This is a genomic window from Nocardia sp. NPDC127606, assembly GCF_042671725.1.
Taxonomy (GTDB): Bacteria; Actinomycetota; Actinomycetes; order Mycobacteriales; family Mycobacteriaceae; genus Nocardia.
In genome coordinates, this window is the sequence record NZ_JBHXWQ010000003.1 from 669,782 (window position 1) to 687,799 (window position 18,018).

19 protein-coding genes are annotated in these 18,018 nt (G+C 67.8%); 8 read left to right on the forward strand and 11 right to left on the reverse strand.

All coding sequences use genetic code 11. The annotated features are described in order from the left end of the window. Positions 1–59 precede the first annotated feature (59 nt). On the forward strand, positions 60–1,520 hold the full coding sequence (locus ACFVJ5_RS18720; RefSeq protein WP_379221917.1) for an MFS transporter: 1,461 nt from the start codon (positions 60–62) through the stop codon (positions 1,518–1,520). A gap of 18 nt (positions 1,521–1,538) precedes the next feature. Here the strand turns inward: ACFVJ5_RS18720 and ACFVJ5_RS18725 are convergent, their stop codons facing one another. Further along, entirely contained in the window at positions 1,539–1,952 is a 414-nt protein-coding gene (locus ACFVJ5_RS18725; RefSeq protein WP_379221582.1) for a PPOX class F420-dependent oxidoreductase, read from the reverse strand. A gap of 48 nt (positions 1,953–2,000) precedes the next feature. Between ACFVJ5_RS18725 and ACFVJ5_RS18730 the strand changes: the two genes are divergently transcribed. Continuing rightward, positions 2,001–2,696: a DUF1345 domain-containing protein gene (locus ACFVJ5_RS18730; RefSeq protein ID WP_379221583.1), complete on the forward strand. Its 696-nt coding sequence runs from the start codon at positions 2,001–2,003 to the stop codon at positions 2,694–2,696. 51 nt (positions 2,697–2,747) lie between these two features. Here the strand turns inward: ACFVJ5_RS18730 and ACFVJ5_RS18735 are convergent, their stop codons facing one another. Beyond that, entirely contained in the window at positions 2,748–4,085 is a 1,338-nt protein-coding gene (locus tag ACFVJ5_RS18735; protein WP_379221585.1) for an aspartate aminotransferase family protein, read from the reverse strand. Positions 4,086–4,102: 17 nt separating this feature from the next. Next, on the reverse strand, positions 4,103–5,593 hold the full coding sequence (locus ACFVJ5_RS18740) for a CoA-acylating methylmalonate-semialdehyde dehydrogenase (RefSeq protein ID WP_379221587.1): 1,491 nt from the start codon (positions 5,591–5,593) through the stop codon (positions 4,103–4,105). A gap of 108 nt (positions 5,594–5,701) precedes the next feature. On the opposite strand from ACFVJ5_RS18740, the gene ACFVJ5_RS18745 reads away from it, so the two are divergent. Next, positions 5,702–7,324 (forward strand): PucR family transcriptional regulator, encoded by a 1,623-nt coding sequence (locus tag ACFVJ5_RS18745; RefSeq protein ID WP_379221589.1) that lies wholly within the window; start codon positions 5,702–5,704, stop codon positions 7,322–7,324. A 10-nt stretch (positions 7,325–7,334) separates the two neighbouring features. Here ACFVJ5_RS18745 and ACFVJ5_RS18750 read toward each other — a convergent pair whose 3' ends face one another. Both ACFVJ5_RS18750 and ACFVJ5_RS18755 read right to left on the reverse strand, forming a co-directional pair. After that, on the reverse strand, positions 7,335–8,183 hold the full coding sequence (locus ACFVJ5_RS18750) for an SGNH/GDSL hydrolase family protein (RefSeq protein ID WP_379221591.1): 849 nt from the start codon (positions 8,181–8,183) through the stop codon (positions 7,335–7,337). Between the two features lie 22 nt (positions 8,184–8,205). Continuing rightward, the gene (locus tag ACFVJ5_RS18755; RefSeq protein WP_379221593.1) at positions 8,206–8,847 is read right to left on the reverse strand and encodes a LysE family translocator; all 642 of its coding nucleotides are present in this window, start codon (positions 8,845–8,847) and stop codon (positions 8,206–8,208) included. A gap of 202 nt (positions 8,848–9,049) precedes the next feature. Here ACFVJ5_RS18755 and ACFVJ5_RS18760 point away from each other — a divergent pair, with 202 nt between their 5' ends. Next, the gene (locus tag ACFVJ5_RS18760) at positions 9,050–9,682 is read left to right on the forward strand and encodes a metal-dependent phosphohydrolase (RefSeq protein ID WP_379221595.1); all 633 of its coding nucleotides are present in this window, start codon (positions 9,050–9,052) and stop codon (positions 9,680–9,682) included. A gap of 22 nt (positions 9,683–9,704) precedes the next feature. On the opposite strand, the gene ACFVJ5_RS18765 is transcribed toward ACFVJ5_RS18760, so the two are convergent. Next, positions 9,705–10,394: a type 1 glutamine amidotransferase domain-containing protein gene (locus tag ACFVJ5_RS18765; protein ID WP_379221597.1), complete on the reverse strand. Its 690-nt coding sequence runs from the start codon at positions 10,392–10,394 to the stop codon at positions 9,705–9,707. 50 nt (positions 10,395–10,444) lie between these two features. Between ACFVJ5_RS18765 and ACFVJ5_RS18770 the strand changes: the two genes are divergently transcribed. The 3 genes from ACFVJ5_RS18770 (at position 10,445) to ACFVJ5_RS18780 (ending at position 12,142) form a co-directional block, all read left to right on the forward strand. After that, positions 10,445–11,389: a LysR family transcriptional regulator gene (locus ACFVJ5_RS18770; RefSeq protein WP_379221599.1), complete on the forward strand. Its 945-nt coding sequence runs from the start codon at positions 10,445–10,447 to the stop codon at positions 11,387–11,389. Positions 11,390–11,468: 79 nt separating this feature from the next. Further along, the gene (locus ACFVJ5_RS18775; RefSeq protein ID WP_379221601.1) at positions 11,469–11,750 is read left to right on the forward strand and encodes an ArsR/SmtB family transcription factor; all 282 of its coding nucleotides are present in this window, start codon (positions 11,469–11,471) and stop codon (positions 11,748–11,750) included. Continuing rightward, the gene (locus ACFVJ5_RS18780) at positions 11,750–12,142 is read left to right on the forward strand and encodes a VOC family protein (protein ID WP_101468592.1); all 393 of its coding nucleotides are present in this window, start codon (positions 11,750–11,752) and stop codon (positions 12,140–12,142) included. Before ACFVJ5_RS18775 ends, ACFVJ5_RS18780 begins: the two co-directional genes overlap by 1 nt. On the opposite strand, the gene yaaA is transcribed toward ACFVJ5_RS18780, so the two are convergent. The 5 genes from yaaA to ehuB all read right to left on the reverse strand — a co-directional run bounded on the left by yaaA (position 12,132) and on the right by ehuB (position 15,979). Next, complete coding sequence (gene yaaA, locus ACFVJ5_RS18785; RefSeq protein ID WP_379221603.1) at positions 12,132–12,878, reverse strand: peroxide stress protein YaaA; 747 nt, start codon at positions 12,876–12,878, stop codon at positions 12,132–12,134. The two genes, ACFVJ5_RS18780 and yaaA, sit on opposite strands and share 11 nt — an antisense overlap. A 103-nt stretch (positions 12,879–12,981) precedes the next feature. Next, entirely contained in the window at positions 12,982–13,737 is a 756-nt protein-coding gene (gene ehuA / locus ACFVJ5_RS18790; RefSeq protein WP_379221605.1) for an ectoine/hydroxyectoine ABC transporter ATP-binding protein EhuA, read from the reverse strand. Between the two features lie 4 nt (positions 13,738–13,741). Beyond that, positions 13,742–14,389 (reverse strand): ectoine/hydroxyectoine ABC transporter permease subunit EhuD, encoded by a 648-nt coding sequence (ehuD, locus tag ACFVJ5_RS18795; protein WP_379221606.1) that lies wholly within the window; start codon positions 14,387–14,389, stop codon positions 13,742–13,744. Next, positions 14,386–15,102 (reverse strand): ectoine/hydroxyectoine ABC transporter permease subunit EhuC, encoded by a 717-nt coding sequence (ehuC, locus tag ACFVJ5_RS18800; protein WP_379221608.1) that lies wholly within the window; start codon positions 15,100–15,102, stop codon positions 14,386–14,388. The genes ehuD and ehuC overlap by 4 nt, the downstream gene beginning before the upstream one ends. A gap of 7 nt (positions 15,103–15,109) precedes the next feature. Then, positions 15,110–15,979: an ectoine/hydroxyectoine ABC transporter substrate-binding protein EhuB gene (gene ehuB, locus ACFVJ5_RS18805; protein WP_379221919.1), complete on the reverse strand. Its 870-nt coding sequence runs from the start codon at positions 15,977–15,979 to the stop codon at positions 15,110–15,112. Positions 15,980–16,255: 276 nt separating this feature from the next. On the opposite strand from ehuB, the gene ACFVJ5_RS18810 reads away from it, so the two are divergent. Further along, positions 16,256–18,004 carry a proline--tRNA ligase gene (locus tag ACFVJ5_RS18810; RefSeq protein ID WP_379221610.1) on the forward strand — a complete coding sequence of 583 codons (1,749 nt, stop codon included), beginning with the start codon at positions 16,256–16,258 and terminating at the stop codon, positions 18,002–18,004. Positions 18,005–18,018: the final 14 nt, after the last annotated feature.

Below are 18,018 nucleotides of genomic sequence, written 5' to 3' on the forward strand. Positions count from 1 at the left end.
ACTCGTTGCCGGTGCGCCAATTACACTGCCTCACTGTGCTCGATAAACCCGCTGCGACGATGCAGTATCCGGTGAAGCAGCGGGCGTTCGGCCTGGCCATCCTCGTGCTGAGCGGTCTGCAGTTCATGGTGGTGCTCGACGGCACCGTCGTGATCTTCGCCCTGCCGCGCCTGCAACAGGACATGGGGCTGTCCAGTTCGGGCAGCGCGTGGACAGTGACCGCCTACGGCCTGACCTTCGCCGGGCTGATGTTGCTCGGCGGCAGGCTCGGCGACGCGTTCGGCCGCAAACGCATGCTGATCTACGGCGTCGGCCTGTTCACCGCCGCCTCGCTGGCGTGTGGTCTGGCCACCGGTGAGGCGATGCTGCTGATCTCGCGCGCCTTCCAGGGCGCGGGCGCCGCCGTCGCGGCACCGACCGCGTTCGCACTGGTCGCGACGACCTTCGCGCCCGGACCGGCCAGGAATCAGGCGATCGCGATCGTCGGCTCGATGGCAGGCATCGGGTCGGTCGGTGGTCTCATCGTCGGCGGTGCGCTGACCGAGGTCGGGTGGCGCTGGATCTTCCTGATCAACGTCCCGATCGGCGCGCTCATCGTGCTCGGCGCGATCTACAAGCTCACCGACACCGAACACCACCGCACTCCGCTCGACATCAAGGGCGCGATTCTGGGCACCCTGGCCTGCGCGACGATCGTGTTCGGCGCCACCGAGGGCCCGGCCATGGGCTGGACGAGCCCGCTGATCCTCGGTTCGCTGATCGGCGGTTTCGTCCTGCTGGTGATCTTCGTTTTCGCCGAGCGACGCCAATCCGATCCGCTGCTGCCGTGGTCGCTGTTCGACAGCCGCGACCGGGTCGCCACCTTCATCCTGATCTTCCTGGCCGGTGCGGTACTCGGCGCGATGACGTTCTTCGTCGCCCAACTGCTGCAGAACGTGCTCGGCTACAGCCCGCTGCTGGCCGGTGTCGCCTCGATCCCGTTCACCATCGGCATCGGTGTCGGCGGTGCCGTGGCGTCCAAGGCCGCGTTGGTGATCGCGCCGCGCTGGTTGCTCGCCACCGCGGGTGTGGTGCTCGCCGTCGGCCTGTTCTTCGGGTCGACGCTGGATCGGCACGTGCAGTACCTGCCGACGCTGTTGGCGCTGCTGCTGGTGATCGGCTTCGGCGTCGGGATGGCGATCGTGCTCGCTCCGCTGTGCGTGCTGGTCGGGGTTCCGCCGTCGAACATCGGCCCGCTCTCGGCGGTCGGCCAGATGTTCATGAGCTTGGCGACACCGATCGCCATCGGTCTGCTCAGCCCGATCGCGGCGTCACGCACGCTGTCCCTCGGCGGCAGCGATACCCCCGGCGCGAACACGACGCCCGCCGAGATCGATGCGCTCAACAGCGGCTACACCCTGGTGCTGTTCATCTGCGCGATCATCGCCGCCGTCGCCGCGCTCGTCGCGCTGACCGTGCGCTACACCCCGCAACAGCTGGTGCAGGCACAGCACGCGCAGGAAGAGGCCCAGCGGAGCTGACTCCGCCGGGCCCGCTGGTCAGAAGCGTCCGGCGACCTTGGTGGGGGTGACGCGGATGACGACGCGTTCCGCGTCGTCCACCGAGGCCGGGTTGAACTCGCGATACGGCTTGCCGGTGTATTTGAGCGACATCTCGTCCGGCAGCGCCCGCTCGGGATCCGGTGTGGTGGTGGCGGTTCCGCGCACCTCGGCGTACAGGAACGGCCGCTCCGGCGGGTTCACCATCACGGTGATCCGCGGGTCGCGCACCAGGTTCTTGGCCTGCTGTCGTGAGACGGTGGTGGAGAACAGCAGCTCGTCACCCTCGCGTTTGATCCAGACCACGGTCAGGTGCGGATGCCCGTTGGGCCCGACGGTGGCGACGGTCGCGTAGACCTTCTCCTCGTCGAGATACGACTTCAGTTCATCGGAAAGCACTGCGGTATCGGTCACGCACTTGGACAACGCACTGCCCGTCCCGGGAATTCCGGCCAGGATTCGATGGGTGGACAGGCGTTGCCGGAGCGCGTCGACCAGCCGCGCAGCGCGGAAACGCCGCCGCCGGGCGCGGTGTCGGTCTGTCCGCGCGGTGGCGTGGTAGACGTTGCGGCCATGAGTCGCACGCTGGTGTGGGTACTGGAGCTCGGGCTGACCGTCCTCGGTGTGGTCTGGTTGCTGCTGTTCTCGTGGACAACCGGCGGGATCTGGTTGCTGCTGATCTGGAATGTCTTGGCCGTCGCCTACATCGCGACGGGCTGGCTGCTGTTGCGCCGCGACCTGCCCGACGACTCCATCGACTGGATCGGTCCACGCTGGTACACCACCACTTTCGCGGTGGTGGCCAGTGGCGCCGGGCTGGCGGCCGGGATGATCATGATCGGTGCCCGCGACAGCGATGCCGACAACGCCGTCGCGGCGGCGACGGTGCTGATGTCGTGGCTGCTCCTGCACACCGCGTTCGCGCAGATCTACGCGCGGGCCCAGTTCGCCGACGGGGGACTGCGTTTCCCGGAGTGCCCGGTGCCGCAGCTGTCGGAGTTCGTGTATTTCTCGTTCACCATCGGCACCTCGTTCGCGGTATCGGATGTGAAGGTGGTGCGTCGGTCGATGCGTCGGCGCGTCACCGCCCACAGCGTGCTGAGTTTCTTCTTCAACGCCGCCGTCGTCGCCATCGCGATCGACTGGATCAAGGGGTAGCGACACGGATCACGCACGCGGCGGGCGCTTTCGGCCCGCCGCGTGACATGGTCAGACGGTGTGCGCGTCGGCGACGGTGAGGGCTTGGTCGAGGATGGCGAGCCCCTCCTTGGCCTCGGCCTCGGTGATCACGCACGGCGGGACCACGTGCAGGCGGTTGAAATTGACGAACGGCAGCATCCCGCCGGCGCGGCAGGCGGCCACCAGCTCGTTCATCGCGGGGCTGGTGCCGCCGTAGGGGGCCAACGGCTCGCGGGTGGCCCGGTTCCGGACGAGCTCGACGGCCCAAAAAACGCCGAGCCCGCGGACTTCACCGATGCTCGGATGCCGTTGCGCCAGTTCACGAAGGCCGGGTCCGATGACCTTCGCGCCGATGTCGGCGGCGTTCTCGACGATGCGCTCCTCGGCCATCGCGTTGATCGTCGCGACGGCCGCGGCGGCCGCCAGCGGATGACCGGAATAGGTGAGGCCGCCGGGATACGGGCGGTGGGCGAAGGTCGCCGCGACGGCCGCGTTGATCGCCACGCCGCCGAGCGGGACATACCCGGAGTTCACGCCCTTGGCGAAGGTGATCAGATCGGGCACGACATCGAAATTGTCGATGGCGAACCACTTTCCGGTCCGGCCGAAGCCCGCCATCACCTCGTCGGCGATGAAGACGATGCCGTGCTTGTCGCACAGTGCGCGCACTCCACGCATGTACTCCGAGGTCGGCACCATGATGCCCGCGGTGCCCGGGACCGACTCCAGGACGATCGCGGCGATGGTGGCAGGACCCTCCATCTCGACGGTGCGTTCGAGGTGCGCCAGCGCGCGTTCGGTTTCCTGCGCCTCGTCGGTCGCGTGGAACTCCGAGCGATACAGGAACGGGCCGAAGAAATGCACGGTGCCGGTGTTGCCGTGGTCGTTGGGCCAGCGGCGCGGGTCGCCGGTGAGGTTCACCGCGGTCTCGGTGCCGCCGTGGTAGGAGCGGTAGCGCGAGAGCACCTTGTAGCGGCCGGTGTGCAGTCGCGCCATCCGGACGGCGTGCTCGACGGCGTCGGCGCCGCCGTTGGTGAAGAAGATCGTGTCGAGGTCACCGGGAGTGCGTTCGCTGATCAGGCGAGCCGCCTCCGAGCGGGCGTCGTTGACGAACGATGGTGCGACAGTGCACAATGTGGCCGCCTGCTCCTGGATCGCGGCGACGACCTTCGGATGTTGGTGGCCGATATTGGTGTTCACCATCATCGAGGAGAAGTCGAGCAGGCGGTTGCCCTCGCCGTCCCACACATAGCAACCTTCGGCGGCGGTGAGCACCATCGGCGTGAGAGTCGCTTGCGCGGACCAGGAATGGAAGACGTGGCGGCGGTCGAGCTCGTAGGCGCGGGCGGCCTCTTCGGAAAGCGTCATGGCGAAGTCTCCTGAAGTCACTTGTTCTGTGGGAAACCGAGTTCCAGCCCACCGTGGCTGGGGTCGAGCCAGCGGGTGGTGACCGCTTTGGTGCGGGTGAAGAAGTGCACGCCGTCGGTGCCGTGCGCGTGCGCGTCGCCGAACAGCGAGTTCTTCCAGCCGCCGAAGCTGAAATAGGCCATCGGCACGGGGATCGGGACGTTGATGCCGACCATGCCTACCTCCACCTCGTGCTGGAACCGGCGTCCCGCACCGCCGTCGTTGGTGAAGATGGCGGTGCCGTTGCCGTAGCGGTTCGCGTTGATCAGCGCGACCGCCTCCTCGTAGGTGTCGACCCGCACGACCGACAGCACCGGGCCGAAGATCTCGTCGGTGTAGACGCTCATGGTGGGGGTGACCTCGTCGAGAATCGTGGGCCCCAGCCAGAATCCGTCCGGTGCGCCGTCGACGGTGAGGTTGCGCCCGTCGAGCACCACCCGGGCGCCGGAGGTCTCGCCCGCGTCGATGTACTCGGCCACCCGGTCGCGGTGCGCGCGGGTGATCAGCGGGCCCATCTCGGCGCCGCCTGCGCCGTCACCGGTGACGATGCTCGCGGCTCGTTCACTGATCTTGGTGACCAGGTCGTCGGCCACCCCGCCGACGGCGACGACCACGCTGATCGCCATGCACCGCTCACCCGCCGACCCGAAACCTGCGTTCACGGCGGCATCGGCGGCCAGGTCCAGATCGGCGTCGGGCAGCACCACCATGTGGTTCTTCGCGCCACCGAGCGCCTGCACCCGCTTGCCCGCCGCGGTGCCGCGCTGGTACACGTACTTGGCGATCGGGGTCGAGCCGACGAACGAGACGGCCTTGATGCCCGGGTTGTCCAGGAGTTCGTCGACGGCGACCTTGTCGCCCTGCACGACGTTGAACACACCGTCGGGCAGACCCGCCTCCTGCCACAGTCGCGCCAGCCACAGCGCCGCCGACGGGTCCTTCTCGCTCGGCTTGAGCACCACCGTGTTGCCCGCGCCGATCGCCAGCGGGAAGAACCACATCGGCACCATGGCGGGGAAGTTGAACGGCGCGATGATCGCGACCGGACCCAGCGGCTGCCGGATCGAATAGATGTCGACATCGGTCGAGGCGTTCTCGGTGAAGCCGCCCTTGAGCAGATGCGGGACGCCACAGGCGAATTCGACGACTTCGAGCCCACGGGTCACCTCGCCGAGTGCGTCGGCGGCCACCTTGCCGTGTTCGGCGGTGATCACCGCGGCAAGTTCGGTCTTCCGCTCGGACAGGAGTTCGCGGAAGCGGAACAGCACCTGGGTGCGGCGGGTGAGCGAGGCGTCACGCCAGGAGGCGAAGGCCATCGTCGCGGCGTCGATCGCGGCGCGGGTATCGGCCACATTGGCCAGCGCCAGCTCCCCGGTGACGGCGCCGGTGGCGGGATTGGTCACCGGCGCGGTGGTCTCGCTGCTGCCGCTGACCGATTTGCCGTCGATCCAGTGCCCGATGGACTGCATGAATGCCTCGTTTCGCCGGTGGTGTGGTGCTTCCACCCTGGTCCATCGCGGGCCCCCGAGGGGCCGACGATATGTACACAATCACGGCATTCGTATTACGATTCGTAAGTGCTGTTGACGGTGGCCGATGTGCTCGCGACGCCGGTGATGCAGGCCGGGCAACCCGAGGTCGTCTGTGCCGCGAACCTGGACCGGCCGGTGCGCTGGGTGCATGTCAGCGACCAGGCCGAAGTGGCCGACCTGCTGGTCGGCTCGGAGTTGATCCTGACCACCGGGCAGGCGCTCGCCGCTCCCGAGCAGGCGCGGATCGTCTATCTGCGGTCGCTGTCCGCCGCCGGCGTCGCGGGGCTGGTCGTGGAACTGGGCAGCTATGTGAGCGAGCTCGGTCCCGTCGTCGCCGCCACGGCCGCCGAGCTCGGGTTACCGGTGATCGTGCTGCACCGGGTGACCCGCTTCGTGGAGATCACCGAAGCCGTCCATCGGGCGATCGTCGCCGACCAGTACGCCGAACTCGAATTCGCGCGCACCGTGCACGAGACCTTCACCGAGCTGAGTGTGCGCCGCGCCGCGCTGGCCGAAATCGTGCAGACGGCCGCGAGCATGCTCGACGCGTCGGTGGTGCTGGAAGACCTGTCGCATCGGGTGCTGGCGGCTACCGCTCGTCACACCAGTTCGGCCGCGCTGCTCGATGATTGGGAATCCGTGTCGCGGATGCTGCCCGACGGGTCCGGTGTGGTCGGCGTCGGACCGCACACGCAGCGCTGGGGCAGGCTGATCCTGCGCACCGAGCGAGCCCGTACCGCGCGGGTGGGCATGGTCCTCGAACGCGCCGCGCAAACCATCACCCTGCACCGGATGATCGATAAGGACCGCTTCGGCCTGCACCGGCAGGCCCAAACCGGCCTGATCGCCGATTTGATGGACGGGCGGGTGACCGACGAGCGCGATGCACAGGCCCGCGCGGCCGCCCTCGGTCTGCACCGCCGGGCCCGCTATGTGCCGCTGGCGATCGAGATCGATACGGAGTCGGCATCGGATCCGGTTGCGGCGCAACGACGGAGCGAGGCCATCGTCGAAGCGGTGACGCATGCGCTCGGTCTGGTCGACGCGTCGGCACTCAGTGCGGCGCAACATCGGCGAACGCGCGGTGGCGCCGATGGGGAGCAGGTCACCGTCGTCCTCGCGGTGACGCGGGGCGGCGACGTCGACGGTCGGTTGGCGACGGTGTGTTCGGCGGTGCTGGCCGAGGTCCGCCGGGTCGACGGCGTGCGTCGTGCGGTGATCGGCGTCGGCGCCGACGCCGAGTCCCTCCTCGACACCGCGGGCAGGCTCGCGCATGCCGCGGGTGTCGCCGAGGTGGCCCTGTCGATGACCGCGGCGCCGAATCGAATGTTCTTCCGCAGCGCGGATATTCGCCTGCGCGGTCTGCTGTCGCTGATCCGCGACGAGCCCGGCGTACAGAGCTTCGCCGAGGCCGAACTCGGGGCACTGCTGCGCTACGACATCCGCCACACCGCCGACCTCACCGGCACGCTACGCCGCTTCCTCGACCTGGCGGGCAACAAGACCGAGCTCGCCAAGGCGCTCGCGATCAGCCGACCCACCCTCTACGACCGTCTCGCCCGCATCGAACGCGTCCTCGCCGTCGACCTCGACGACGGTGAATCGCGTACCTCCCTGCACGCCGCGCTGCTCGTGCGCGACCTCACCGCGGGCGGCGAGAAGCTCTAGGCCGTACCGGTCAGCGGGTGAGGACTCCGCTCGACTCGACGGCGGCGACGATCAGGTCCGCGACGCCCCGGTGGCCCGCGAGGGTGGGGTGATAGGGGAGCAGGGTCTGATCGGCGAGAATCGGATCGAACCAGCGGACCGCGGGGTCGGCGCACATCCCGAATTCGCGGGAGGCGGCGACGGTATCGATGTACACGGCGCCGTGGTCGGCGGCCGCCCGCGCGACGACGGTGTTGAGGCGTTCGAACTTGGACTGGATGTAGGCGGCATCGGCGGGAAGCAGGCCGAGCATGGCCGGGCAGCTGGTGTTCGTGAGGTAGGTGGGCCAGCCGTCGACGAAGACGGTCGCCTCGGGGGCGCGCCGGGTGATGTCGGCCAGCGCGGCGGCGTAGGCGGGCGCGATCGCGTCTATCTTATTGTCCCACTCCGGATCTGCCTCGGCGGCACAACCACCGCTGAGGGCACCGGCGTGACAGTGACCGAGGATGAACTCGGTCATGTCGGCGTCGTTGGCGCCCATGTGCAGGGTGACGATCCGCGTGGCGGGACCGAGCGCGTCGAACTGTGGGTCGATCCCGGCGCCCTGCGAGCTGTACAGATCGGGGATCTTCGCCGAGCTACAGGTCCGGTCGTCCAGCGCCAGCCCGAGTCTGTCGGCGACCAGCTTCGGTGCGTTGGACGTGGAACGTACGCAGCGCAGCGGGGCTGTGCGGTCGAGATCGACCGCACCCGTCGTGGCTGCGCCGGAATCACCGAGCGCGACGTAGGTGGCACCCGGGGGCACCTCGGCCTGCGCCACGGTGTGCGTGGATGCCGACAACATCAGCGCGACAGCACCGGCGAGCAGCAAGCTCTTCATCGAACATCCTGACGGTCGTAGTTCAGTCCTCGCGGCCGGTGAGAGCCAGCGACGTGCCGAGCCCGATCATAGCCAGTCCGCTGGTACCGCCGACGGCGGCGAGGCGGCGCGGCGATCGTGCGAACCAGGACCGTGCCGACCCCGCCACGAGTGCCCAGAGCGAGTCGAAGATCAGGCCGAATACCGGGATGCAGAGCCCGAGAATCAGCATCTGTTGTGGCACCGCCCGCGTGGTGTCGACGAACTGTGGCAGCAGCGCCGCCAGGAAGACGATGTTCTTCGGGTTCGTGATCCCGACGATCAGCCCGTCCCGGAACGCGAGAGTAGGGCCGTGCGGATCCAGTCCCTGTTCGGCGTGAAACGCCGTCCGCAGCGCGTCACGATGCCGAATCGCCTGCACACCGAGGTAGACCAGATAGGCGGCGCCGACGAGTTTGATCGCCGTGAACACCGCCGCCGACGCCGCCACGATCGCGCCCACCCCGAACGCGACGGCGACAACCTGTCCGTACACCCCGACCGAATTGCCGAGCACGGTCATCAGCGCCGATCGTCGTCCCACGGTGAGCGCGCGACCGATAGTGAACAAAACACTGGGCCCCGGCACGATGACCAGCAGAAAAGCCAACCCCGCGAACGAGACCAGATGAGCCGAAGACACCATCGCCCCACGGTATCCGTCGCCCTCGGCGGTGACAATGGTCGATACCCGAGAGGACTCGGACATGCCGCGGCGGCGGGGAGCAACGCCTGTCCAGGTGACCATGCGGGCCCGGCGGTGAGCGGACGCGCAGGCCCGTTCGCGGGGCGCCACCGCCAGAGATCGGGGGGTTGTGAGTGTCGGTACCGACGACGAAACTTGTTGTATGAGTGCGTTGTCGCAGAACCTGATGAAGCGGTGGATCGCGTTGGCCGGGGTCGAGGCCGAACAGATCGGCGCCGGGGTGGTGGGGCGTTACAGCGAACCGCACCGCCGCTACCACACCGGCACGCACCTCGCGGTGATGCTCGCGGCCATCGACGAATTGGCCGACGCCGCAGCCGATATCGATGCTGTGCGCTACGCGGCGTTCTTCCACGACGCGATCTACGCCGTCGCCCGGGCCGACAATGAGGAGCGCAGTGCCGACCTGGGTCGCGACATCCTCGAATCACTGGGTGCCGCACCGGAATTGGTCGAGGAGGTGGTGCGACTCGTGGTGCTGACCCGGGGGCACCGTCCGCAGCCGGGTGATGCGAACGGCGCGGTGCTCTGTGATGCCGACCTCGTCGTTCTCGGTGGCGCCCCCGAGGCATACGCCGCCTACACCACCGCGATCCGCGCCGAGTACGCCCACGTGCCCGACGATCTGTTCCGGGCCGGGCGCGCCTCGGTGCTGCGCAATCTGGCCGACCAGCCCCGCCTCTTCCGCACCGACCTCGCCCACGACCGGTACGAGGCGATCGCCCGCGCCAACCTCGCCGCGGAACTCGCCGCACTCACCGCGGAGATCGGCTGACGGACCAGCTGCCCCGTTCTCGTCAGAGGGCGGTGAGCATTTCGGCGGCCAGCGGGCCCGCGGAGGCGGGGTTCTGGCCGGTGTAGAGATTGCGGTCCACCTCGATGTGTGGGGCCCACGGGTCGCCTTCGCGGTAGTCGGCACCGAGTGCGACCAGGCGATCCTGGAGCAGCCACTTCGCCTTGTCGGCGAAGCCCGCCTGGGTTTCCTCGGCATTGCTGAACGCGGTGAGGCGGTAGCCGGCGAAGGGGGAGTCGCCCGACTCGGCGGTGGCGAGCAGCGCGGCGGGGGCGTGGCAGACGATGCCGAGCGGTTTGCCGGAGGCAAGGGCGTTGTCGAGGAGAGCGCCCGAGACCGGGTCGACGGCGAGGTCTTGCATCGGGCCGTGACCGCCGGGGTAGAAGACGGCGTCGTAGTCGGCGAGGTCGACCTTGTCGAGGGCGAGCGGACTCCGCAATGCGTCGGCGCCGGACAGGATTTCGGCGACCGCCGCCGCACCGTCGGCTCCACCGTTGACCTCGGGGGCCAGGCTGGCCTGGTCGACGGTCGCGACAACGCCGTCCGGGGTCGCCACTGTGACGGTGTGGCCCGCGGCGGTGAAGGCCGCGTAGGGCGCCGTGAATTCCTCGGCCCAGTAGCCGGTGGGATGTTCGGTGCCGTCGGCCAGTGTCCAATGATCAGTGCCGGTGAGAACGAACAGGATGTGTGCCATGGGAACAACGCTAGGGTTGACGGCATCTCCTGACCAATAGGATTGTCTATATGAGACATAGGTCAGCCGATGGGTCGATGGATCTGGTGCAGCTGCGGACATTCCTCGCCGTCTTCCGTACCGGCTCGCTCACCGCGGGCGCCGCCCAGGTCGGGCTGTCCCAGCCGACCGTGACCACACAGATCCAGGCGCTCGAACGGCACCTCGGCAGGCCGCTGTTCGAACGGCTGCCCCGCGGGGTGGCGCCGACCGCCGCCGGTCACGAGCTCGCGGCGCGGGTGAGCCGCCCGCTCGAGGAGCTGGAGGCGGTCGTGAGCGGTGCGGTGACCGATCGTGCGGCGCCACCCGAGCCGCCGGTGCTCCTCGGCGGTCCGGCGGAGATGCTCGCCGCCAAGGTCGTGCCCGCGCTCGCGCCACTGGTCGCCGACGGCGTACGGCTCACCGTGAGCACCGGCATCACCGACGACCTGCTCGCCCGATTGCATTCGGGAGCACTGGATCTGGTGTTCGCCACTACTCGCCCGCGAGGGCGAACCGTGCTGGCCGAACCGCTTGTCGACGAGGAATTCCTGCTCGTCGCCGCCCCCTCGATCGCCGACGGCATCGACACCGAACGCCTGCGGGCCGAAGGTCCGATCGCACTGGACGGCATCCCGCTCGTCAGCTACGCCGCCGATCTGCCGATCCTGCGCCGCTACTGGCGTCACGTCTTCGAGACCCGTCTGGAAACCGAGCCCGCTCTGATCGTCGGCGATCTGCGCGCGGTACTCGCCGCCGTCACGGCGGGGGCGGGGATCAGCGTGCTTCCGCACTACCTGTGCGTACGGGAGCGGGAAGACGGAACACTGGTCACGCTGCTCGATCCCGCCGACCCGCCGATCAACACCGGTTTCCTGGCGCGCCGGGTCGGCGCGCCGTCGCGACCGCACGTCGACCTGGTCCGCGCGCGGCTGGTGGAGGCGGCGCGGAGTTGGCGAGCAGGATGCGGCGCGTGACAGGCAAGTGGGTGCTTGCGCTTGACAGGCAAGTCCATGCTTGCCTATGGTTCGAAGGGACGTGGACGGAGGGCGCCGAGTGACCGATATCTTCACCGCGTTGGCGGATTCGACACGACGCGCGCTCCTCGACGAACTGGCCGATCGCGACGGGCAAACCCTGTTCGAACTGTGCGCCCGCCTCGTGAGCAAGCACGACATCAGCTCGTCCCGTCAGGCGATCACCCAGCATCTGGGCGTGCTCGAGGAAGCCGGTCTCGTCCACACTCGCCGGCAAGGCCGATACAAGTTCCATCACGCCGATTTCACGCCGCTGCGGGCGGTGTCGGCGCGATGGCCCATCCCTCAGGAGGACACATGATCCGCATCGGAGTGACCAGCGTCTTCGTCGACGACCAGGCCAAGGCCGAGGCCTTCTACACCGACGTGCTCGGCTTCCAGGTCAAAGACAAGGTTCCCGTCGGCGAGTACGACTGGCTCACCCTCGTCTCGCCCGCCGACGTCGACGGCATCCAGCTGCTGCTCGAGCCCGACCAGCACCCGGCCGCCAAGGCCTACAAGACGGCACTGAGCGCCGAAGGCATCCCCGTCATCGTCTTCACCGTCGACGATCTCGACGCCGAATACCGCCGCCTCCTCGACCGCGGCGTCTTCTTCACCCAGGCACCCGCCCCCATGGGTCCGGTCAGCACCGCGGTCTTCGACGACACCTGCGGCAACCTCATCCAGCTGATGGCTCCCGTTACCGAGTGATGATCAGCAGTTCGGTGGGGGAGGCGATTTCGGCGCGCAGTCCTGCTTTGGCTGCTACTCGGGCAACGGCGCGGATGTCGGTGGGGTCGGCGCGGGTGAGGACCAGCGCGCGGGCGAGCAGGCCCTTGTGATGTTTGTTGAAGTGGCTGACGACGGTCCGTGAGCCGTCCGGGTGCTCGGTGAGCACGTTGGCGGTGATGGCGTCGGGGACTCGGCCGAGTTGCTGATAGGTGCCCGAGCGTAGGTCGATGACGAGCTCGCCCGCGGCCTCTGCGTAGAGGGCGTCGGGCAGAACATCGCGCCAGACAGCCGAAAGCGTCGGCAGCCCTGGGAGTTTGGTGCCGCCGGACAGGCGATAGGCGGGGATGGGGTCGGACGCGCGGACCGCGCCGAACAGGGCCGAGCCGATCCCCAGGCGTGCGAAGGCCTTGGCGCGCTGCACCTTGGTGAACGACGTCGCGTCCAGCGCGTCGTAGAGGACGCCGGTGTAGCGCTCCAGCGCGGGGCGGGTCGCCGACATGCGCAGGCTCGCGTTGCGGGCGATCTCCGCGTCGGCGCCTTTGCCCAGCCCGAGCACCGTGGCCGAGGCTGCGGGGTCGGCCGCCAGCTGGACGACCTCGGTGATCAACTTGTCGCGAACCGCGCTGAGCTGCGGCATCGCGAGATCGGCGAGGTCAAGCGGCGCGCCCGATCCGCCGTCGGACTTGGTTTCGGAAGGAGGCAGCAGCACCAGCACGATCGACAACGGTAATCGTCGCCGAAACCGCCACCGCGCCCCGCCCCGCGGCGGACCGGGTCAGCGACCGTGCTGGGCCCGCCCGATCCGCTGTCCGCGCGGTTCAGCGCACGGCTTCGAGGAACTTGCGGGTCCGCTCATTGGTCGGTGCTTCGAAGATCTGCTCCGGCGGGCCCTGCTCGACGATGCGACCGGAGTCGAACATCAGGACCCGGTCCGACACCTCGCGCGCGAAGCGCATCTCGTGGGTGACGATCAGCATGGTGATGTCGGTGGTCTCGGCGATGGTGCGCAGCACGTCGAGGACGTCGCCGACCAGCTCCGGGTCCAAGGCCGACGTCACCTCGTCGAGCAGCATGACCTTCGGGTCCATCGCGCAACACCGCGCGATCGCGACCCGCTGCTGCTGCCCGCCCGACAGCTGCGAGGGATGCGCGTCGGCTTTGTCCGACAGACCGACGACGTCGAGCAGCTGGCGGGCACGTTCGCGCGCTTCGTCTTTCGACTTGCCGAGCACGTGGATCGGCGCCTCGGTGATGTTCTCCAGCACCGTCATGTTCGGGAACAGGTTGAACTGCTGGAACACCATGCCGATCTTGGTCCGCACCGCACGCAGGTGTTTCTCCTTGGCAGGCACCAGCTTTCCGCCGCGCTCGGTATGGGTGAGTGGTGCACCGTCGACCCAGATCACGCCGTCGCTGATCGACTCCAGGGTCATCAGCAGCCGCAGAATGGTGGTCTTTCCCGAGCCCGACGGCCCGATCAGGGTGACCTTCTCCCCACGGCGCACGCTGAAATCGAGGTGATCGAGCACGGTGAGGTCGCCGAAGCGCTTGACCACCTGATCGAATCGGATCATTTCGTCAGTAGTAGGCAAGTCGCTTCTCCAGTCTTCTGATCAGCACAGACGTCGGGTAGCTGGCGACGAGGAAGAACACCCCGGCCATTGTGATCGACTCCAGGTACGCGAAATTGCGTGCCCCGAATTGCTGTGCGGCGGTCACCAATTCGACGACCGAGATGGCGAACAGGAACGGTGTGTCCTTGAACATCGAGACGGCGTTGGTACCGAGCGCGGGCAGGCTCGCCCGGATCGCCTGCGGCAGCACCACCGCACCCCAGGTGCGGGTAGGCGGCAACGACAGCGCGCGCGCTGCCTCCCACTGTCCTTTCGGCACGGCTTCGATCCCGGCCCGATACACCTCGGCCAGGTAGCTCGAATAGTGGATGCCCAGCACCACGATGCCGATCTGCAACGCCGAGAACTGCGTGAACAGTGTGTAGGCGAACAGCAGTTGCACGACCAGCGGGGTGAGCCGGACGAACTCGCTCACCGCGTGCACCGGCGCGGCGATCGGGCGCGGCATCGTGCGACGGATGATCGCGATCACCAGCCCGAGCACCGCGGCCAGCGCGAAGCCGAGCACCGTGGCCAGCAGGGTGATCTGGAAGCCGTCCCACAGCACCGGCAGTGCCTCGCGGGCGCGCTCCCAACTCCATTCCGCTCTCATGGCGCCACCTTCGTCTCGTCGGGCGCCAGGCTGAGGACCTCTTTGAGCGATGCCCCACGACCCAGCTTGGTCTTGGCGCGGGTTTCGAGGAGATTCATGCCCAGGGTGAGTACGTAGCCGAGGACGAAGTAGATGACCAGGCCGACACCGAAGGAGAACAGCGTGTCGCTGGTGGTCTTGCGCAGGTCACCGATCTCGTAGGTCAGGTCGTGCAGGGTGATGTAGGACGCCACGGCGGTGCCTTTGAGCAGGTGGACCAGCAGATTGGTCAACGAGGGCAGCATCAGCGCCCACGCTTGCGGGAACAGCACCCTGCGCATCCGCTGCCACGGACTGAAGTTCAGCGCGACCGCCGCCTCGAACTGCGCGCGGGGTACCGCATTGAGCGCACCACGCACCACCTCGGCGCCGTAGGCACCGTAGTTGAGGCCGAGCGCCAGGATGCCGCAGAACAGCGGGTCGAGCTTGTAGCCGAGCAGCGGCAGCACATAGAACAGCCAGAAGATCTGCACCAGAAGTGAGGTGCCGCGGAAGAATTCGATCATGACCCTGGCACTGCCGCGTGCCGCGAGATTGCGCACGCGGGCGGTGATGCCGAGGGCGAGGGCGAGGACGAACGCGAGGAGCGCGCCGCCGATGGTCAGCTCCAGCGTGACCGCGATGCCCTTCCACAGTGCCGGAAGAGCATCGCGTAGCGCGTCGAAATTGCTCATGGGTGGATCAGATTTCGCCCTTGCACAGCTTGGCCGTCGTGTACTTCGGATCGGGCAGCTCGCGCTCGGTGAACCCGAATTTCCCGACGATCGACAGGTACTTGTCCTTGTCGCCGGTGATCTTGGCCAGCTCGGTGTTGTACGCGGCGAGCAGATCGGGATCGGTGGTGCGGAACACGGTGCCACCGGCGCCGACCTGTGGCTTGCCGTCGATGACGGCCACGAACGACGGTGTCACGTCGACCGCGGCGTTGGGGGTGTGGGCCTTGAGCCAGTTCAGCGAGATCGCGGTGAGCGCGAACACGTCGGCGCGCCCGGAGGTGACCGCGTCCATGCCGTCCTGCGGGGTACCGACCTGGGTGGCCTCGATGCCCAGCGAGCTGGCGTAATCGGATTCGATGGCGCCGGTCATCGCGGCCATCTTCGCGCCGCCGGCCTTGATCGACTGCATATCCGTCAAATTCATCGGATTACCGGGTTTCACCATCAACGCGGTGGTGTACATGAATTCCGGTTCGCTGAAAGACGCCTGTTCACAGCGTTTCGGCAAGATCGACATACCGGCGCTGACCGCGTCGAATCGATCGGCCTGCAGGCCGGGGATCAGTGCGCCGAACTCGGTCTGCACACCGTCGACGGTCTTGATGCCGAGGTTGGCGAAGATCTCCTTGTGCAGGGCCACCGTGGCACCGGTGAGCTGGCCTCCCTCTTCGAACGAATAGGGCGCCTCACCGGCGAAACCCACGGTGATCGTGCCCTTGTCCCTCAGCGACTGCAGGAGCTGACCGCTCTCGGTGGTCTCGGTCTTGGTGCACCCGGCGAGGGCCGCGGCCACCAACGCGGCTCCGGTGAACACCGCTGTACAGCGCTTCGACATGGATTTCGTCTCAGCCATTGTGACCTCTCGCAAGGGCAGCGTCGCCGCCGCCAATTTTCTGTTGTAAGTGCGTAATTGACTTATAGAGAAAATCTAGTCACGCAATAATTGCCAGATGTGGTTACGTTATCAGGTTGTTATCTGATGATTGAAATAGATTTGTAGTGGGTAACCCGATATGCGCTCTTTTGTCGGAACCGGTTTCCGGGGGCCGGAGAGCGCCCAGGTGGTAATCGGCTGTTGCCCCGCCCGGACCAGGGACTACCCTGTGCATCCGTGATCACCCGCCTCTCCCGCCTGTTCCTGCGCACCCTGCGAGACGATCCCGCCGACGCCGAGGTGCCCAGCCACAAACTGCTCGTTCGCGCCGGCTACGTCCGTCGGGTCGCCCCCGGCGTGTACTCGTGGCTGCCGCTCGGTCTGCGCACGCTGCGCAAGATCGAGGACGTGGTGCGCCAGGAGATGGACGCCACCGGCGCCCAGGAGATCTCGCTGCCCGCGCTGCTCCCGCGCGAGCCCTACGAGACCACCAACCGGTGGACCGAGTACGGGCCCGGCCTGTTCCGGCTCAAGGACCGCAAGGGCGGCGACTACCTGCTCGGGCCCACCCACGAGGAGCTGTTCGCGCTCACCGTCAAGGGTGAGTACAACTCCTACAAGGATCTGCCGGTCACGCTCTACCAGATCCAGACCAAGTACCGCGACGAGGAACGTCCCCGTGCGGGCATCCTGCGCGGCCGCGAGTTCGTGATGAAGGACTCCTACTCCTTCGACATCGACGACGACGGTCTGACCAACAGCTACGCCACCCACCGCAAGGCCTACCAGTCGATCTTCGAACGGCTCGGCGTCGAGTACGTGATCGTGGCCGCCACCTCCGGCGCCATGGGCGGCAGCGCGTCCGAGGAGTTCCTCGCCGCCAGCCCCGTCGGTGAGGACACCTACGTGCGCTGCGTCGAGTCCGGCTACGCGGCGAACGTGGAAGCCGTGGTCACGCCCACGCCCGCGCCGCTGCCCATCGAGGGTCAGGCCGACGCCGTCGAATACGACACCCCGAACACTCCCACCATCGCCACGCTGGTCGACTGGGCCAACGAGGCGAAGGTCCTCGACCGCACGGTGACCGCCGCCGACACGTTGAAGAACGTGATGGTGAAGCTGCGCCACCCCGACGGCAAGACCGAGATCCTCGGCATCGGCGTCCCCGGTGACCGCGAGGTCGACGACAAGCGTCTGGGCGCCGCCGTCGAACCCGCCGAGGTGGAACTGCTCACCGAGGCCGACTTCGCCGCCAACCCGTTCCTGGTGAAGGGCTACATCGGTCCGAAGGGTCTGGCCGCCAACGGTGTTCGCTACCTCGTCGACCCCCGCGTCGTCGACGGCACCGCCTGGATCACCGGCGCCGACGTCAAGGGCAAGCACGTTGTCGGCCTGGTCGCCGGCCGCGACTTCACCCCTGACGGCACCATCGAGGCCGCCGAGGTCCGCGACGGCGATCCCTCGCCCGACGGCGCGGGCCCGCTGGTGTCCGCCCGCGGCATCGAGATCGGCCACATCTTCCAGCTCGGCCGCAAGTACACCGACGCCTTCGACGTGGACGTGCTCGGCGAGAACGGCAAGCCGGTCCGCCTCACCATGGGCTCCTACGGCATCGGCGTCTCCCGCATGGTCGCGGTGATCGCCGAACAGCAGCACGACGAGAAGGGCCTGCGCTGGCCCGCCGAAGTCGCCCCCTTCGACGTGCACGTGGTCATCGCCAACAAGGACGCCGCCGCCCGCGACGGCGCCGAACACGTCGTCGCCGGCCTGGACGCCGAAGGTCTCGAGGTCCTCTTCGACGACCGCACCGCCTCCCCCGGCGTGAAGTTCAAGGACGCCGAACTCCTCGGCATGCCCTGGATCCTGGTCATCGGCCGCGGCTGGGCCGAAGGCAAGGTCGAACTGCGCAACCGCTTCACCGGCGAAGCCGAGGAGATCCCGGCCGAAGACGCCGTCAGCGCGGTCACCGCCAAGATCCGCGGCTGACTTCGTCTCACGAA

Coding starts and splice junctions, on each gene's coding strand:
- ACFVJ5_RS18720 (WP_379221917.1), top strand. CDS start 60: ATGCAGTATCCGGTGAAGCAGCGGGCGTTCGGCCTGGCCATCCTCGTG.
- ACFVJ5_RS18730 (WP_379221583.1), top strand. CDS start 2,001: ATGGGTGGACAGGCGTTGCCGGAGCGCGTCGACCAGCCGCGCAGCGCG.
- ACFVJ5_RS18735 (WP_379221585.1), bottom strand. CDS start 4,085: ATGACGCTTTCCGAAGAGGCCGCCCGCGCCTACGAGCTCGACCGCCGC.
- ACFVJ5_RS18740 (WP_379221587.1), bottom strand. CDS start 5,593: ATGCAGTCCATCGGGCACTGGATCGACGGCAAATCGGTCAGCGGCAGC.
- ACFVJ5_RS18750 (WP_379221591.1), bottom strand. CDS start 8,183: ATGAAGAGCTTGCTGCTCGCCGGTGCTGTCGCGCTGATGTTGTCGGCA.
- ACFVJ5_RS18755 (WP_379221593.1), bottom strand. CDS start 8,847: ATGGTGTCTTCGGCTCATCTGGTCTCGTTCGCGGGGTTGGCTTTTCTG.
- ACFVJ5_RS18760 (WP_379221595.1), top strand. CDS start 9,050: ATGAGTGCGTTGTCGCAGAACCTGATGAAGCGGTGGATCGCGTTGGCC.
- ACFVJ5_RS18765 (WP_379221597.1), bottom strand. CDS start 10,394: ATGGCACACATCCTGTTCGTTCTCACCGGCACTGATCATTGGACACTG.
- ACFVJ5_RS18770 (WP_379221599.1), top strand. CDS start 10,445: ATGAGACATAGGTCAGCCGATGGGTCGATGGATCTGGTGCAGCTGCGG.
- ehuA (WP_379221605.1), bottom strand. CDS start 13,737: ATGATCCGATTCGATCAGGTGGTCAAGCGCTTCGGCGACCTCACCGTG.
- ehuD (WP_379221606.1), bottom strand. CDS start 14,389: ATGAGAGCGGAATGGAGTTGGGAGCGCGCCCGCGAGGCACTGCCGGTG.
- ehuC (WP_379221608.1), bottom strand. CDS start 15,102: ATGAGCAATTTCGACGCGCTACGCGATGCTCTTCCGGCACTGTGGAAG.
- ehuB (WP_379221919.1), bottom strand. CDS start 15,979: ATGTCGAAGCGCTGTACAGCGGTGTTCACCGGAGCCGCGTTGGTGGCC.